This is a genomic window from Rhodobaculum claviforme, from assembly GCF_016653255.1.
Classification (GTDB): Bacteria; Pseudomonadota; Alphaproteobacteria; order Rhodobacterales; family Rhodobacteraceae; genus Rhodobaculum; species Rhodobaculum claviforme.
Window position 1 is genome coordinate 1 of the sequence record NZ_NHSD01000189.1, and the last position, 15847, is coordinate 15847.

At 70.7% G+C, this 15847-nt stretch carries 15 protein-coding genes; 7 read left to right on the plus strand and 8 right to left on the minus strand.

Going from position 1 to position 15847, the window contains the following annotated elements; genetic code table 11:
• Positions 1–66: 66 nt before the first annotated feature.
• Entirely contained in the window at positions 67–336 is a 270-nt protein-coding gene (locus CCR87_RS06315) for an usg protein (RefSeq protein WP_201156711.1), read from the minus strand.
• 264 nt (positions 337–600) lie between these two features.
• On the opposite strand from CCR87_RS06315, the gene gyrA reads away from it, so the two are divergent.
• The 4 genes from gyrA to gluQRS are packed head-to-tail and all read left to right on the plus strand — an operon-like array spanning position 601 to position 5813.
• On the plus strand, positions 601–3258 hold the full coding sequence (gene gyrA, locus CCR87_RS06320) for a DNA gyrase subunit A (protein ID WP_207186575.1): 2658 nt from the start codon (positions 601–603) through the stop codon (positions 3256–3258).
• A 32-nt stretch (positions 3259–3290) separates the two neighbouring features.
• Positions 3291–3641, plus strand: a complete 351-nt coding sequence (locus CCR87_RS06325; RefSeq protein ID WP_201156713.1) for a hypothetical protein — start codon at positions 3291–3293, stop codon at positions 3639–3641.
• Positions 3638–4987: a methylenetetrahydrofolate--tRNA-(uracil(54)-C(5))-methyltransferase (FADH(2)-oxidizing) TrmFO gene (trmFO, locus tag CCR87_RS06330; RefSeq protein ID WP_201156714.1), complete on the plus strand. Its 1350-nt coding sequence runs from the start codon at positions 3638–3640 to the stop codon at positions 4985–4987. Before CCR87_RS06325 ends, trmFO begins: the two co-directional genes overlap by 4 nt.
• On the plus strand, positions 4977–5813 hold the full coding sequence (gene gluQRS / locus CCR87_RS06335) for a tRNA glutamyl-Q(34) synthetase GluQRS (RefSeq protein WP_201156715.1): 837 nt from the start codon (positions 4977–4979) through the stop codon (positions 5811–5813). Before trmFO ends, gluQRS begins: the two co-directional genes overlap by 11 nt.
• On the opposite strand, the gene hisI is transcribed toward gluQRS, so the two are convergent.
• Entirely contained in the window at positions 5797–6156 is a 360-nt protein-coding gene (gene hisI, locus CCR87_RS06340; protein WP_201156716.1) for a phosphoribosyl-AMP cyclohydrolase, read from the minus strand. The genes gluQRS and hisI overlap by 17 nt on opposite strands.
• Positions 6157–6220: 64 nt before the next feature.
• Here hisI and CCR87_RS06345 point away from each other — a divergent pair, with 64 nt between their 5' ends.
• Complete coding sequence (locus tag CCR87_RS06345) at positions 6221–6670, plus strand: iron-sulfur cluster assembly scaffold protein (protein ID WP_201156717.1); 450 nt, start codon at positions 6221–6223, stop codon at positions 6668–6670.
• Between the two features lie 76 nt (positions 6671–6746).
• On the opposite strand, the gene CCR87_RS17500 is transcribed toward CCR87_RS06345, so the two are convergent.
• The 5 genes from CCR87_RS17500 to sciP all read right to left on the minus strand — a co-directional run bounded on the left by CCR87_RS17500 (position 6747) and on the right by sciP (position 12341).
• A complete protein-coding gene (locus tag CCR87_RS17500; protein ID WP_274609753.1) occupies positions 6747–6869 on the minus strand; it encodes a hypothetical protein in 123 nt (40 codons plus the stop codon).
• Between the two features lie 78 nt (positions 6870–6947).
• Positions 6948–9032 carry an ATP-dependent DNA helicase RecG gene (gene recG / locus CCR87_RS06350; protein WP_201156718.1) on the minus strand — a complete coding sequence of 695 codons (2085 nt, stop codon included), beginning with the start codon at positions 9030–9032 and terminating at the stop codon, positions 6948–6950.
• A 1-nt stretch (position 9033) separates the two neighbouring features.
• Positions 9034–11160, minus strand: coding sequence for an NAD-dependent DNA ligase LigA (gene ligA, locus CCR87_RS06355; RefSeq protein WP_201156719.1), 2127 nt, complete (start codon positions 11158–11160; stop codon positions 9034–9036).
• A 97-nt stretch (positions 11161–11257) separates the two neighbouring features.
• Positions 11258–11971, minus strand: a complete 714-nt coding sequence (ctrA, locus tag CCR87_RS06360) for a response regulator transcription factor CtrA (RefSeq protein WP_201156720.1) — start codon at positions 11969–11971, stop codon at positions 11258–11260.
• 91 nt (positions 11972–12062) lie between these two features.
• Positions 12063–12341, minus strand: a complete 279-nt coding sequence (sciP, locus tag CCR87_RS06365) for a CtrA inhibitor SciP (RefSeq protein WP_201156721.1) — start codon at positions 12339–12341, stop codon at positions 12063–12065.
• Positions 12342–12463: 122 nt separating this feature from the next.
• Between sciP and mnmA the strand changes: the two genes are divergently transcribed.
• On the plus strand, positions 12464–13603 hold the full coding sequence (mnmA, locus tag CCR87_RS06370; protein WP_201156722.1) for a tRNA 2-thiouridine(34) synthase MnmA: 1140 nt from the start codon (positions 12464–12466) through the stop codon (positions 13601–13603).
• 63 nt (positions 13604–13666) lie between these two features.
• Positions 13667–13894, plus strand: coding sequence for a DUF6324 family protein (locus CCR87_RS06375; RefSeq protein ID WP_201156723.1), 228 nt, complete (start codon positions 13667–13669; stop codon positions 13892–13894).
• 87 nt (positions 13895–13981) lie between these two features.
• On the opposite strand, the gene CCR87_RS06380 is transcribed toward CCR87_RS06375, so the two are convergent.
• On the minus strand, positions 13982–15802 hold the full coding sequence (locus CCR87_RS06380) for an ABC-F family ATP-binding cassette domain-containing protein (RefSeq protein WP_201156724.1): 1821 nt from the start codon (positions 15800–15802) through the stop codon (positions 13982–13984).
• Positions 15803–15847: the final 45 nt, after the last annotated feature.

The window sequence follows — 15847 nt, forward strand, 5'->3', positions numbered from 1 at the left end:
GGGACGACCGTCGCCGGGGCGCGCAACAGGCGCGTCGCAGCACGGGGTCGCATGGGGGACATGGGGTCAGGGCACCGGAAACTCCGCCACCACCTGCCGCCAGTCCCCGGGGGCAACCATCCGGCGATGGGTAAAGCGCACCGAATGCAGCGGCCCGTCGATCTCGCGCTGCCAGAATTCGATGAAGGCGAACAGCCGGGGATAATCGGGTGCCAGATCGAGCATCTGCCAGACATAACTGTTGAGGACACTGCGGTGGTCCGGCATCCGGTAGAAAAACTCCGCCGTCGTCAGGCCATAGCCCTTCAGCATCAGTTCGGTATCGCTCGGCTGCATCGCGCGCCCCCTTCTGCACTGGTCCGAATCATGATGCCGCGAAGTCATGAATAATCAATATAAACAATACGCTGGCACTCACCCCATGCGGCTGCTCACAACGCCCCCGGCGCCATTGCACCCCAGATGCGGGCTGGGCTATAAGGGGGAGACCCCAGATATGGGACCGGCCACCAAAGGCAGAGCACCGTGAGCGACACCTCCGAACCGCCTGAAAATCCGCCGGAAACGCCCAGCCTCCCGTCGGTGTCCATCGTCGACGAGATGCGCGCCTCCTACCTCGATTACGCCATGAGCGTGATCGTCAGCCGCGCGCTTCCGGACCTGCGCGACGGGCTGAAGCCCGTGCACCGGCGTATCCTGTTCTCGATGCACGAGAACGGCTTCACCCACGACAAGCCGTACCGGAAATCCGCCCGCGTCGTCGGCGACGTGATCGGGAAATACCACCCGCACGGCGACTCGGCGGTGTATGACGCGCTGGTGCGGCTCGCGCAGCCGTTCTCGATGTCGCTCAAGCTGCTGGACGGACAGGGCAACTTCGGCTCCATGGACGGCGACAACGCGGCCGCCATGCGCTACACCGAGGTCCGGATGGACCGCGCCGCCCAGGCGCTGCTGGCCGACATCGGCAAGGACACCGTCAACTTCCAGGACAACTACGACGGCCAGGACCGCGAACCCACCGTCCTGCCGGCGCGGTATCCCAACATGCTGGTCAACGGCGCGGGCGGCATCGCGGTCGGCATGGCCACCAACATCCCGCCCCACAGCCTGGGCGAGGTCATCGCCGCCACGCTGGCGCTGATCGAGAACCCCGACCTCACCTCCGAAGACCTGATGGAGCATGTGCCGGCGCCCGACTTCCCCACCGGCGGGCTGATCCTGGGTCGCTCCGGCGCGCGTCGGGCGTATCTGGAGGGGCGCGGCTCGGTGCTGGTGCGCGCGAAAACCCACATCGAGGAGCCCCGCAAGGACCGCTTCTCCATCGTCGTGGACGAGATCCCCTATCAGGTGAACAAATCGGTGATGGTCGAACGCATCGCCGAGGCCGCCCGCGACAAGCGCATCGAGGGCATCGCCCATGTGCAGGACGAATCCGATCGCATCGGGGTGCGCGTGGTCATCGACCTCAAGCGAGACGCGACGCCCGAGGTGGTGCTGAACCAGCTGTTCCGCTTCACGCCGATGCAGGTCAGCTTCGGCTGCAACATGCTGGCGCTGAACGGGGGCCGGCCCGAACAGCTGACGCTGCGCGACTTCCTCGCCCATTTCCTGACCTTCCGCGAGGAAGTCGTCGCCCGCCGCACCGCGTATGAATTGCGCAAGGCGCGCGAGCGCGCGCATCTGCTGTGCGGTCTGGCCGTCGCGGTGTCGAACGTGGACGAGGTGGTCGCCACCATCCGGTCCTCGGCCGACCCGGCCGAGGCGCGCGAGCGGCTGATGACCCGGCCCTGGCCCGCCGCCGACATCGCCGACTACATCCGGCTGGTGGACGACCCCAGCCACACCATCAACGACGACGGCACCTACAACCTGTCGGAACAGCAGGCCCGCGCGATCCTGGAGCTGCGCCTGCAGCGCCTGACCGCCATGGGCGTGCGCGAGGTCACCGACGAGCTGCAGGATCTGGCGGGCAAGATCCGCGACTACCTCGACATCCTGCGCTCGCGCGCGCGCATCATGGAGATCATCGCCGAGGAGCTGCGCGAGGTCCGCGACCAGTTCGCCATCCCGCGGCGCACGGAAATCGTCGACTGGGTCGGCGACATGGACGACGAGGACCTGATCGAGCGCGAGGACATGGTCGTCACCGTGACCCAGTCCGGCTACATCAAGCGCACGCCGCTGCATGAATTCCGCGCCCAGCGGCGCGGCGGCAAGGGCCTGTCGTCCATGGCCACCAAGGAGGACGACGTCGTCACGACGCTGTTCGTGGCCAACACCCACACGCCGCTTCTGGTCTTCACCACCGACGGCATGGCCTACAAGCTGAAGTGCTGGCGCCTGCCGCAGGCGGGCCGGTCCGCGCGCGGCAAGGCGATCGTCAACATCCTGCCGATCCAGCCCGGCGTGTCGGTCGCCGCCATCATGCCCGTGGACCGCGACGAGGGTGAGTGGGACGACCTGCAGATCTTCTTCGCCACCTCGGCGGGCGACGTGCGGCGCAACGCGCTGTCGGACTTCGCCAACGTGATGCGCAACGGCAAGATCGCGATGAAACTGCCCGAGGGCGTCAGCCTCGTGAATGCCCGCATCTGCGGCGAGGACGAGGACGTGCTGCTGGTCACCGCGCTGGGCCGGGCGATCCGCTTCCGCACGACGGACGTGCGGGTGTTCAAGGGCCGCGATTCCACCGGGGTGCGCGGCATCCGGCTGTCCGACGACGACCGCGTGGTCTCGATGGCCGTGATCCGCCACTTCAGCGCCACCCCCGAGGAGCGCGCGGCCTATCTTCGGATGCGCCGCGCCGTCGAGGGCGCGCTGGAGGACGGCGCCGAGCCCGACGAGGACGAGGAAACCGTGGCCGACGTGGCCCTGCCCCAGACCCGCTACGCCGAGATGTCGGCGGCCGAGGATCTGATCCTGACCATCACCGCGCGCGGCTTCGGCAAGCTGTCGTCCAGCCATGATTATCCCGTGCGCGGGCGCGGCGGCCAGGGCGTGGCGGCGATGGACCGCGCGATGCGCGGCGGGCCGCTGGTCGCGGCCTTTCCCGTCGACCAGGCCGACCAGATCATGCTGGCGTCCTCCACCGGGCAATCGATCCGCTGTCCGGTGGCGGGGATCTCGTTCCGCTCGCGCGGGGCGGGCGGGGTGCGGGTGTTCAACACCGCCCCCGGAGAGGAAGTCGTCTCGGTCGCCCGCATCGCCGAGACCGGCCCCGAAGCCCCCGACGACGCGCCCGAGAATGGCGGCTGACCCTGCATCCCGCTGTCGCCCGGGGCAGTCCCATGGGCAATGAGGCGCTGGAGGCGGCGCTTCTGGCGGCAGCCCGCAGCGGGCGCCCCGTCACCTATGGGAAACTGGCGGCGGCGCTGGCGTTGCAGGGGCCGCGCCGCATCGCCCGGCTGGCCGAATGGCTGGAGGCGCAAATGGCCGAGGACGCCGCCGCCGGGCGACCGTTCCGCGCGGCCTGGGCGGCCGGACGGGCCCGCGGCGGGCTGCCGGCCGAGGGGTTCTATGCCACGGCCCAGCGGCTGGGCCGTTACAACGGCCCCCACGGCGGGCCCGAGGCCGCGGCCTATGTCGCCGCCGAACGGGCTTCCCTCCGGGCCCTGCTCGGCCTAGATGGCAGGGCATGACCGAGACACTTCATATCGTCGGCGGCGGCATGGCCGGGTCCGAGGCCGCCTGGCAGGCGGCCGAGCTTGGCGTGCCCGTGGTCCTGCATGAAATGCGCCCCCAGGTGGGCACCTTCGCCCACCGCACCGGCCATCTGGCGGAAATGGTGTGCTCCAACTCCTTCCGCTCGGACGATCACGAGCGCAACGCCGTGGGCCTGCTGCACTGGGAGATGCGCGCGGCGGGCGGGGTGATCATCGCCGCCGCCGACGCCCATCGCCTGCCCGCCGGCGGCGCGCTGGCGGTGGATCGCGACCGCTTTGCCGAGGCCGTCACCGCCCGCCTGCGCGCCCATCCCCGCATCACCGTGGCCGAGGGCGAGGTCACGTCCCTGCCGACCACGGGGCAATGGATCATCGCCACCGGCCCGCTGACCTCGGGCGCGCTGGCCGATGCGATCGCGGGGGTGACGGGGGCCGAGGCGCTCGCGTTCTTCGACGCCATCGCGCCCATCGTGCATTTCGATTCCGTCGATCAGTCCAAGGCCTGGTTCCAGTCGCGCTACGACAAGGGCGAGACGGAGGCCGAACGCACCGCCTACCTCAACTGCCCGATGGACCGCGCCCAGTACGAGGCCTTCATCGACGCGCTGCTGGCCGCCGACAAGACCGAGTTCAAACCCGGCGAGACGGCGGGCTATTTCGACGGCTGCCTGCCGATCGAGGTGATGGCCGAGCGCGGCCGCGAGACCCTGCGCCACGGCCCGATGAAGCCGGTGGGCCTGACCAACCCGCACGCGCCCACCGTCAAGCCCCACGCCGTGGTGCAGCTGCGCCGCGACAACGCACTGGGCACGCTCTATAATCTGGTGGGCTTCCAGACCAAGATGAAATACGGCGCGCAGACGCAGGTGCTGCGCATGATCCCCGGGCTGGAGGAGGCGCGGTTCGCGCGGCTGGGGGGCATCCACCGCAACACCTTCCTCAACTCGCCCACGCTGCTGGATGGCGCGATGCGGCTGCGCGCGCGGCCCAACATCCGCTTTGCCGGACAGATCACCGGGGTGGAGGGGTATGTGGAATCCGCCGCCATGGGGCTGGTCGCGGGCCGGATGGCGGCGGCGGAAATCCTCGGGCGCAGCATGGCGCCGCCCCCGGCCGACACCGCGATGGGCGCGCTGCTGGCCCACATCACCGGCGGCGCCGAGGCGAAGACCTTCCAGCCGATGAACGTGAATTTCGGCCTGTTCCCCCCCATCGACGCGCGGGGCGGACGGCGCGGGCGGCGCGACCGGTACCTCGCCTATACCGACCGGGCCAAGGCCGCGTTCCAGGACTGGCTGGGTGCCGCGCGGGATGCCGCCTGAGGGGATCACCCGCTTCGCGCCCTCGCCGACGGGGTATCTGCATCTGGGCCATGCGTTTTCCGCACTGACGGCGTGGGGCCGGCCGGGGACCTGCCTGCTGCGCATCGAGGATATCGACCGGCCCCGCTGCCGCCCGGAGCATGAGGCCGCGATCCTCGAGGATCTGCGCTGGCTCGGCCTGTGCTGGCCGGAACCGGTGTGGCGTCAGTCCGACCGCCTGTCCCACTACACCGCCGCGCTGGAGCGGCTCATGGCGCTGGGCATGTGCTACCCCTGCCGCTGCACCCGGGCCGAGATCCGCGCGGCCCTGTCGGCACCGCAGGAGGGCGCCACGACCCCGCCCTATCCCGGCACCTGCCGGGGCCGCAGCATGGCCGATGCCACCCCGGGCGACGCGGTCCGGCTGGATCTGCGACGCGCGCTGGCGCTGGCGGGGCCGGTCGCGTTCACCGAGACCGGGCCGCTGCATCCCGGCCGCCACACCCCCGACCCGGGGAAAATGGCGCTCGATTTCGGCGACGTGGTGCTGGCGCGGCGTGACATCGGCACATCCTATCACATCGCGGTGGTGGTCGATGACGCCGCCCAGCGCGTGACCGAGGTGGTCCGCGGGGTCGACCTGTTCGACGTCACCCCCCTGCACCGGCTGTTGCAACGGCTGCTGGATCTGCCGGAGCCGGTCTGGCACCACCACGCCCTGATCCGCGACGGCGCGGGCCGCCGCCTGGCCAAACGCGACGATGCCCGCGCGATCCGCCGGTTCCGTGCCGATGGCGCCACGCCCGCGGATGTCGCGGCGATGGTCGGCCTCAGCCTTCGGGGCTGAGGATCTCCACCTCGGCCCCGTCGCGGATGGCGGTATAGAAGCACGACCGCCGGTTGGTGTGGCAGGCCGGACCGGTCTGTTCGATCCGCACAAGCAGACAGTCGCGGTCGCAGTCGACGCGCATCTCCACCAGCCGCTGCGTGTGACCCGAGGTCTCGCCCTTGACCCAGAACGCCCCGCGCGACCGCGACCAGTAGGTGACGCGGCCCGTCTCCAGCGTGCGGGCCACCGATTCGGCATTCATCCATGCGACCATCAGCACCTCACCCGTGCGATGATCCTGGGCGACGGCGGGGATCAGGCCGCGGTCGTCGTACCGCAGGCTGGCGGGATCGAAACGCATGGGCGTGCCTTTGCAATGGACCATCGCCGGGCTATTTATCGTGGGGCGCAGCAGGGGGAAAGGCATGCCTGACAGCGACCTGATCAAGCTCTACTCCGGCCGCATCCTCGCGCTGGCCGCCGACATCCCCCATGCGGGGCGGCTGGAGGCGCCGATGGCAACCGCGCGGCGCCGCTCGCCGTTGTGCGGATCGACGGTGACGGTGGATCTGGACATCGCCGATGGCCGTGTGGCGCGCTTCGGCCAGGAAGTGAAGGCCTGCGCGCTGGGTCAAGCCTCGGCGGCCATACTGGGCGGGGCGGTGCTGGGCCGCACCCGGGCGGAGCTGGAGGCCGCGCTGGAAGGGTTGCGCGCGATGCTCAAGGGGGACGGCCCGGTGCCCGCGGCCCCCTTCGACGGGCTGGAGGTGCTGACGCCGGCGCGCGCGTACCGCAACCGCCACGCCTCCATCCTGCTGGCGTTCGAGGCCACGGTGGACGCGCTGAAGACCGCCGAAGCCACCGCCTGCGCCTGAAAAAAAGGCCGCCCCCCGAAGGGGACGGCGAGGGATGCGCCCGGACGGGGCAGGCGTGCCCGGGCGCAAGACGGCATCACAACATCAGCGGCAGATACAGCCCGACCATCAGCATCACCGCCAGCGCGGCCACGCCGGCCGCATCCTGGACCAATGTCGGAGCGCAACGGCGCAAACGGGATTTCAGCTCGGCAATCATGGCGTCCTCCGTCCTGCTGTTAATGTTTTGTTCTCATCCATGGCGGCATGAGTCAAGAACATTAAGGGAACGAATGGATCAGCCGACCGTCAGCAGGCGGATCGCCTTGTCCTGCTCCATCAGCCACAGCAGCACGCGGGCGGCGGTGCCGCGTGGCCCCGTCAGGGTCGGATCGTCGGCCAGCAGCTTGCGCGCGTCCGACTGCGCCAGCGCCATCAGCCCGGCCTGACGCTCCAGGTCGGCCACGCGGAATCGCGGCAGCCCCGATTGCGCGGTGCCCAGCAGATCGCCCGCGCCGCGCAGCGCCAGATCCTCCTCGGCGATGCGAAAGCCGTCCTCGCTGTCGCGCAGCACGCTCAGGCGGCGGCGCGCGCTGTCGGTCAGCGGCGCGCGATAGACCAGCAGGCAGGTGGAGGCCGCCGCCCCCCGGCCCACCCGTCCGCGCAGCTGGTGCAGCTGCGCAAGGCCGAAGATCTCGGCCCGCTCCACCACCATGATCGAGGCGTTCGGCACGTTGACACCGACCTCGATCACCGTGGTGGCGACCAGCACACGGGTGCGCCCGGCGATGAAGTCGGCCATCGCGGCGTCCTTCTCGGCGGCGGGCATCTGTCCGTGCACCAGCCCGCACACCCCCTCGCCCAGCGCGGCGCGCAGGGTGCGGAAGCGGTCCTCGGCGGCGGTCAGGTCGACGGCCTCGGACTCCTCCACCAGCGGACAGACCCAATAGGCCTGGCGCCCCTCGGCCACGGCGCGCTTCAGGTGATCGACCACCTCCGCCAGCCGCTCCAGCGACACCAGCGCGGTCGTCACCGGGGTCCGGCCGGGGGGCTTTTCGTCCAGCACGGACACATCCATGTCGCCGTACTGCGCCAGCGACAGGCTGCGCGGGATCGGCGTGGCGGTCATCACCAGCACGTCCGAGACACCCTTTTCCCCCAGCGCCATGCGCTGTGCCACGCCGAAGCGGTGCTGTTCGTCGATCACCGCCAGCCGCAGGTCGGCAAACACCACGTCGCGCTGGAACACCGCATGCGTGCCCACCAGGATCCCGATGTCCCCCGCCGCCAGCGCCGCCAGCCTGGCTGCGCGATCCGCGCCCTTGTCGCGCCCCGTCAGGATCTCCAGCCGGACGCCCGCGGCCTCCGCCAGCGGCGCAAGGCTGGCGAGGTGCTGGCGCGCCAGGATCTCGGTGGGGGCCATCAGCACGCCCTGCCCGCCCGCCTCTACCGCGACCAGCAGCGCCATCAGCGCCACCAGCGTCTTGCCCGAGCCGACATCGCCCTGCAGCAGGCGGTTCATGCGCACGGGGCGGCCCATGTCGGCGGCGATTTCCTGCACCGCGCGGGTCTGCGCGCGGGTGGGGGCATAGTCGAGCGCGGCCAGAACGCGGGCCTGCAACGCCCCCGTCGCCTGGCTGGCGCGGCCCGCGCTGCGGCGGCGCTGCGCGCGCGCCAGCGCAAGGGTCAGCTGATGCGCCATCAGCTCGTCATAGGCCAGCCGCTGGCGGGCGGGATGGCCGGGCGACAGCGCGGCCGGGCCGTCGGGGGCGTGCGCGGCGGCCACCGCCGCGCGCCAGTCGGGCCAGCCCTCGCGCGCCTTCAACGCGGGGTCGATCCACTCCGGCAACTCCGGCGCCCGCTCCAGCGCCGCCGCCGCGGCCCGCGCGATCTGGCGCGCCGTCACCCCGGCGGCGAGGGGATAGACCGGCTCGTAGGGCGGCAGCGACGTCGCCTCCTCGGGGGGCAGGACATGGTCGGGGTGGACGATCTGCGCGACGCCGTCGAAATGGTCGAGCTTGCCCGACACCACCCGGCGCGCGCCCGCGGGCATCAACGCGCGCAACCGCTCGGCCGGGGTGCGGAACCACACCAGTTGCAGCTCCGCCTCGGCGTCGCGGACCTGGATGCGATAGGGGCCGCCGGGGCGGGATGGCGGGGCATGCAGGCCGACCGTCACCTCCACCGTGACATGGGCGGGCGGCTGCACCCCGCGCACGGTGGCGCGGCGGCTGCGGTCGATTCCGGATGTCGGCAGGTGGAACAGCACGTCCCGCAGCCGATCCAGGCTCAGGCCCGCAAATGCCTTGGCCGTGCGCGCACCAACACCGGGCAGGGTCTCGACCTCGGCGAACAGGGGAAACAGGATCTCGGGGCGGCCCACCTCAGCCCCCGCCGATGAGGGCGATCCATCCGTCCTCGTCCACCGTCTCGATCCCCAGGGCGGCGGCCTGCTTGCCCTTGGACCCCGCGCCCGGCCCCGCCACCACCAGATCGGTTTTCGCCGAGACGGAGCCGGAGACCTTCGCGCCCATCGCCTCGGCCCGCGCCTTGGCCTCGGCCCGGGTCATCTTTTCCAGCGTGCCGGTGAACACGACCGTCTTGCCCGCCAGCGGGCTGTCGGTGGCGGCGCGGGCGGCTTCCTCGATCTCCAGATGCGCCACCAGCCGGTCGATCAGCGCGCGTTCCGCGTCGTTCTGGAACGCCGCCGTCAGGGATGTCGCCAGCACCGCGCCCACCCCGTCGATGGACAGCAGGTCCGCCCATTCCGGCGTATCGGGACGCGCGGCGGTGATCGCAGCCTCGAACGCGTCCCAAGTGGCGTAATGCCGCGCGAGCAGCCCCGCCGCGGCCTCGCCGACATGGCGGATGCCCAGCGCGAAGATCAGCTTCGGCAGCGGGATGCGGCGGCGCTCCTCGATCGCGGAGAACAGGTTGGCGGCGGATTTCTCGCCCCACCCCTCGCGGTTCTTCAGCTGGCGCGGGCCCTGGCCGTAGCGGTCGGCCAGGGTGAAGATGTCGGCGGGCTCGCGCACCCAGCCGTCGCGCCAGAAGGCGTCGATCTGTTTTGCGCCCAGCCCCTCGATGTCGAAGGCGGCGCGCGAGACGAAGTGTTTCAGCCGCTCCACCGCCTGCGCGGGGCAGATCAGCCCGCCGGTGCAGCGGCGCGCCGAATCGCCCGGCTCGCGCAGCGCGGACGAGCCGCATTCGGGACAGGTGTCGGGGAATGCGAAGGGGACAGCATCGTCCGGGCGCTGCGACAGGTCCACATCGGCCACCTTGGGGATGACGTCGCCGGCACGATACACCTGCACCCAGTCGCCGACGCGGATGTCCTTGCCGCCGCGAATCGCCGCGCCACGCGAATCGCGGCCCGCGATGTAGTCCTCGTTGTGCAGCGTGGCCGAGGAGACGACGACGCCCCCCACGGTGACCGGGGTCAGCCGCGCGACGGGGGACAGCGCGCCGGTGCGGCCGACCTGGATGTCGATCCCCTCCAGCCGGGTCCAGGCAAGCTCGGCGGGGAACTTGTGCGCCAGCGCCCAGCGCGGGGTGGTGGCGCGGAACCCCAGCCGCTCCTGCAGGGCCAGATCGTCGAGCTTGTAGACCACCCCGTCGATGTCATAGCCCAGCGTGGCGCGCCGCTGCTCGATCTCGGCCCAGGCGGCGAGCATGCCGCAGGCCCCGTCGCAGCGCCGCATCAGCGGGTTGGTGGAAAACCCCAGCGCGGCAAGGCGCGCGACCGCGTCCCATTGCGTGTCCGCCAGCGGGGCCGACACCTCACCCCAGCCATAGGCAAAGAACCGCAGGGGCCGCGCGCGGGTGATCGCCGCATCCAGCTGGCGCAGCGATCCGGCCGCGGCGTTGCGCGGGTTGGCAAAGCTGCGCCCGCCGGTGTCGGCCTGGCGGGCGTTGAGGGCGGCGAAATCGGCGTGGGTCATGTAGACTTCGCCGCGCACCTCCAGCAGGTCGGGCAGCAGGTCGGACGCGCCGTCCAGCGTTTCGGGGATGTCGGCGATGGTGCGGGCGTTGGCGGTGACGTTTTCCCCCACCGCGCCGTCGCCGCGGGTGGCGGCCTGCACCAGCCGCCCCGATTCGTAGCGCAGGCTCAGCGACAGCCCGTCGATCTTGGGCTCGGCGGTGAACGCAAGCGGCGCCTCCGCGTCAAGGCCCAGGAAACGGCGGATGCGGGCGGTGAACTCCTCCACCTCGGCCGGGTCGAAGGCGTTGGCGAGGGAGAGCATGCGCCGGGAATGGGTGACCTTGGCAAAACCCTCGGCCGGGGCGGCGCCGACCCGCTCACTGGGGCTGTCGGTGCGCTTCAGCGCGGGGAACCGCGCCTCGATCGCGGCGTTGCGGGCCTTGAGCGCATCATATTCCGCGTCCGGGATGCGCGGCGCGTCGCGCTGGTGATAGGCCTCGTCGGCGGCCGTGATCGCATGCGCCAGACGGGCCAGCTCTGCGCGGGCCTCCGCTTCGGTCAGCCGTTCCACCGCCGTGTCGGCCGCCATCGCATCCCCCCGCCCCGCTACCTGCCGTTGCGCCGGGGTGATAGTGGCCGGGCCGTACCGCGTCCAGAGGCCCGCACCGCCGAGACGGCGGGACCGGTCAGGCGCCCACCGCCATGTCCGCGGGCTGCGCCCCCGGCGCGGGATCGCGCAGCACATAGCCACGCCCCCAGACCGTCTCGATGTAGGTTTCGCCGCCCGTGGCCTCCGACAGCTTCTTGCGCAGCTTGCAGATGAAGACGTCGATGATCTTCAACTCGGGCTCGTCCATGCCGCCGTACAGGTGGTTGAGGAACATCTCCTTGGTCAGCGTCGTGCCCTTGCGCAGGCTCAGCAGCTCGAACATCTGGTATTCCTTGCCGGTCAGGTGCACCGGCGTGCCGCCCACGTCGACCGTCTTGGCGTCGAGGTTCACGCACACCTTGCCGGTGCGGATGACCGACTGGGCGTGGCCCTGGCTGCGGCGGATGATCGCGTGGATGCGCGCGACCAGTTCCTCCCGGTGGAAGGGTTTGGTCAGGTAGTCATCGGCGCCGAAGCCGAATCCCTTGATCTTGCTCTCGGTGTCATCGTCGCCCGTGAGGATCAGCACTGGCGTGGCGATTCGCGCCAACCGCAACTGCCGCAACACATCCAGCCCCCCCATGTCCGGCAGGTCCAGATCGAGGAGAATCAGGTCGTAGTCGTACAATTTCGCCAGATCGATGCCCTCCTCCCCCAGATCGGTGCAATACACGTTGAGGTTGGCATGCGTCAGCATCAGTTCGATGCTGCGCGATGTGGTCGGGTCGTCTTCCACGAGCAGGATGCGCATCGGTTCAGGGCTCCTCTTCCAGACACTTGGCGAGAGTGACCAAGATTGGTTAATCACCTCTTAGTGTGGCAGAGCCTTCGTGAACTTCAATCTAAAGTTGTTTGAGCCGTTGCAGCGCAGTCACCTTCAACCCGGCCTCTCCGTGGGTGGCGATGGCGCGGCACCATTCCTCGAACTCGTCGGCGGACAGGGCGTAGCGCGACAGCGCCTCGTCCCGCGCGATCAGGCCGTGCGCCACGGCGCGCACCACGGCGGCCTTGCGGCTGGCGACCCAGCGCCGGGTTTCCGGCCCCGGCAGGTCGGCCCGGGTCATCACGGTCCCGTCGGGCAACGTCACGGATCGTGGCCCGTTCACCTTTTTCAGAAACATGCACACCCCCTTCCACACCCGTGGCGCAGTCTTGGCCTTTGAGGCTTAACGCTGGGTTAGATGGCGGGGTTGAGAGTGTGCGGGATTTTCCTATATTTGCCCGATCTTCCGGGAGAGCTGCCATGCCGCGTGACGCCACGCTGAATTCGCTGGGCCTGCCCAAGCCGCCTGCGCAGACGCGGGTGGTGGTGGCGATGTCGGGCGGGGTCGACAGCTCGGCCGTGGCGGCGGACCTCGCCAGCCAGGGCTATGACGTCGTGGGGGTGACGTTGCAGCTCTATGACCACGGCGCGGCGCTGGCGAAAAAGGGCGCGTGCTGCGCGGGCCGCGACATCCACGACGCCCGCCGCGTGGCCGAGGCGATGGGGTTCCCGCACTACGTCCTGGACTATGAAAACACCTTTCGCGACGCGGTGATGGAGGAATTCGCCGAGGCCTATCTGGCCGGCGCCACCCCCGTCCCCTGCATCCGCTGCAACGAGCGGGTGAAGTTCCGCGACCTGCTGGAGACCGCCCGCGACCTGGAGGCCGACTGCATGGCCACCGGCCACTACATCCGCCGCGAGGTGGGCGCGCATGGCCCCGAACTGCACCGCGCCGCCGATGTGATGCGCGACCAGTCCTATTTCCTGTTCACCACCACGCGCGAGCAGCTGGAATTCCTGCGCTTTCCGCTGGGCGGGCTTGCCTCCAAGGCCGACACCCGCGCGCTGGCGGAACGCCACGGGCTGGCGGTGGCCGACAAGCCCGACAGCCAGGACATCTGCTTCGTACCCGACGGGGATTATGCCCGCGTGATCGAGAAGCTGCGCCCCGGCGCGGGCGCGCCCGGCGACATCGTGGACCAGTCCGGCCGCGTGCTGGGCCGCCACGAGGGTGTCATCCGCTACACCATCGGGCAGCGGCGCGGGCTCAACATCGGTGGGCTGGCCGAGCCGCTGTATGTCGTGCGCCTGGACCCCGAGGCACGGCAGGTGGTGGTCGGCCCGCGCGCCGCCCTCGCCACCCGCCGCGTGCCGGTGCGCGAAATCAACTGGCTGGGCGACACCCCGCTGACCGCACGCGCGGAATGGGAGCTGGAGGTGCGCGTCCGCTCCACCCGCCCGCCGGCACCGGCGGTGATCCGCCCCGTGTCGGACACCGAGGCCGAAGTGGAGCTGCTGACCCCCGAGGCCGGCGTCAGCCCGGGGCAGGCCTGCGTCTTCTACGACCCCGACAGCACGCGCGTGCTGGGCGGCGGCTGGATCTGGCGCGGCCATTGAGGCGTCTTGCATCGGCCGCGCCGCGGGCGTAGGCGCAGGACCCTTGGATCATTGGGGGCGAACATGGGCATCAACAGCGAAAGCGATATCGCCGCGGACCTTCAGATCGGGCCGACGACGCTGGGCAAGGTGCGCATCTACATCTCGGGCGAGGGGGTGGACCTGCCGCTCGACTTCGATCCCGAGGAGGCCGAGGAAATCGCCGAAGAGCTGCGCGGCGCCGCCGAGCGCGCCCGCGCGATGGCCGCACCCAAGCCCGGCGGCGGCCGCAAGGCCCGCAAGGGGCACTGAGCCGCGAACCCGGCCTTTGCGCCGGGCGTCGCTTTGGTCAGGCTGCGTATCGGGGCGGTGGTTTCGGCACCGCAGGCGCCCGGGAGGTTATCCGTCGGCGCGCTCGGCCAGCGCGAGCCATTCCTCCTCGGCGGCCGACAGCGCGGCCTGCCGCTGGGCCAGCGCGGCGGTGGCCTTGCGGAATTTCTCGGGGGCGCGGGTGAACAGCTCGGGGTCGGCCAGCAGGTCCGACAGCCGGCCGATGTCGTCCTCCAGCTGGCCCATGACCTCGGGCAGGGTCTCCAGCCGGTGGCGTTCGGTGAAGCTCAGCGCGTCAGGCTTCGCCCGGGCCGCCGGTTTCGCCGTGGCTTTGGCGGTCGGTTTGGCCGTGGGCACATCCCCCGCGCCGCCGAACGGCATGTCCCCGCGCTGCGCGATCATGTCGCTCCAGCCGCCGGCATAGACGGTGGCGCGGCCGTCACCCTCCAGCACCACGGTGGCGGTGGCCACGCGGTCGATGAAGTCGCGGTCGTGGCTGACCAGCAGGACCGTGCCCGCATAGTCCGACAACAGGTCCTGCAACAGGTCCAGCGTCTCCACGTCCAGATCGTTGGTCGGCTCGTCCAGCACCAGAAGGTTGGAGTTGCGCGCCATCAGACGCGCCAGCAAGAGCCGCGCGCGCTCGCCGCCCGACAGCGAGCGCACCGGCGCACGCACCTGCCCGTCGTCGAACAGGAAATCCTTGAGGTAGCCCACCACATGGCGCGGCGTGCCGCGCACCATCACATGATCGGCCTGCCCCGACACCCGCATGTCGGGGTCATCCACCAGATTGTCCCACAGGCTCGCATCGGGGTTCAGCTGCGCGCGCGCCTGATCGAACAGCGCCACGTCCAGGTTGGTGCCCAGCTTCACGGTCCCCGTGTCGGGCGCGTCCAACCCCAGCAGCAGCCGCAACAGCGTGGTCTTGCCCGCGCCATTGGGCCCCACCACCGCGATGCGGTCCCCGCGCAGCACCCGCAGCGAGAAGTCGCGCAGGATCACCCGGTCGCCGTGGGACTTTCCGATGCCCTCGGCCTCGATCACCCGCTTGCCCGAGCTTGATCCCGCCTCCAGCGCCATCGCCGCCGTGCCCTGCCGCCGGATCATGGCCGAGCGTTCGGCGCGCAGATCGCCCAGCGCGCGCACGCGGCCCTGGTTACGCTTGCGCCGGGCGCTGATGCCTTCGACGGCCCAGCGCGCCTCGGCCTTGATCTTGCGATCCAGCTTGTGGCGGGCGGCGTCCTCCTCTTCCCAGGTCTTGTCGCGCCAGGCCTCGAACGTCGCGAAACCTTCCTCGGCGCGGCGGACCTGTCCGCGATCCACCCACAGCGTCGCGCGCGTCAGCGCGGTCAGGAAGGCGCGGTCGTGGCTGATCAGGACGAACGCCGCGCGGGTCTCGGCCAGCCGGGCCTCCAGCCAGCGAATCGCGGTGATGTCGAGGTGGTTCGTCGGCTCGTCCAGAAGCATCAGCTCCGGCTCGGCCGCCAGCAGTTTCGCCAGCGCCGCGCGCCTGCGTTCCCCGCCCGAGGCCTTGTCGGTGGCCAGCGCGGGATCGAACCCCAGCCCCTCGGCCTCGCGGTCCACCTTCCAGTCCTCGCCGATCTCCAGGCCGTGGGCCGCGAAATCGCCCAGCGTGGCGAAGCCGGTGAAGTCGGGGTCCTGCTCCATGTAGCCGGTGGTCGTCCCGGGCGAGAGGGTGCGCGCGCCCGAGTCGGGCTCCACCAGCCCGGCCATGACCTTCATCAGCGTGGACTTGCCCGAGCCGTTGCGCCCCACCAGCGCCACCCGGTCGCCCTGATGGACCACCAGATCGAGCCCGTCGAACAGCGGCGCCCCCCCGAACCCGAGCGACACCTGTGAGAGTTGCAGAAGACTGTTGCGCGCCATCGGGGCGGGCTATCCCTCCGCCGGGCCGCCGTCAACGGGGTCCGC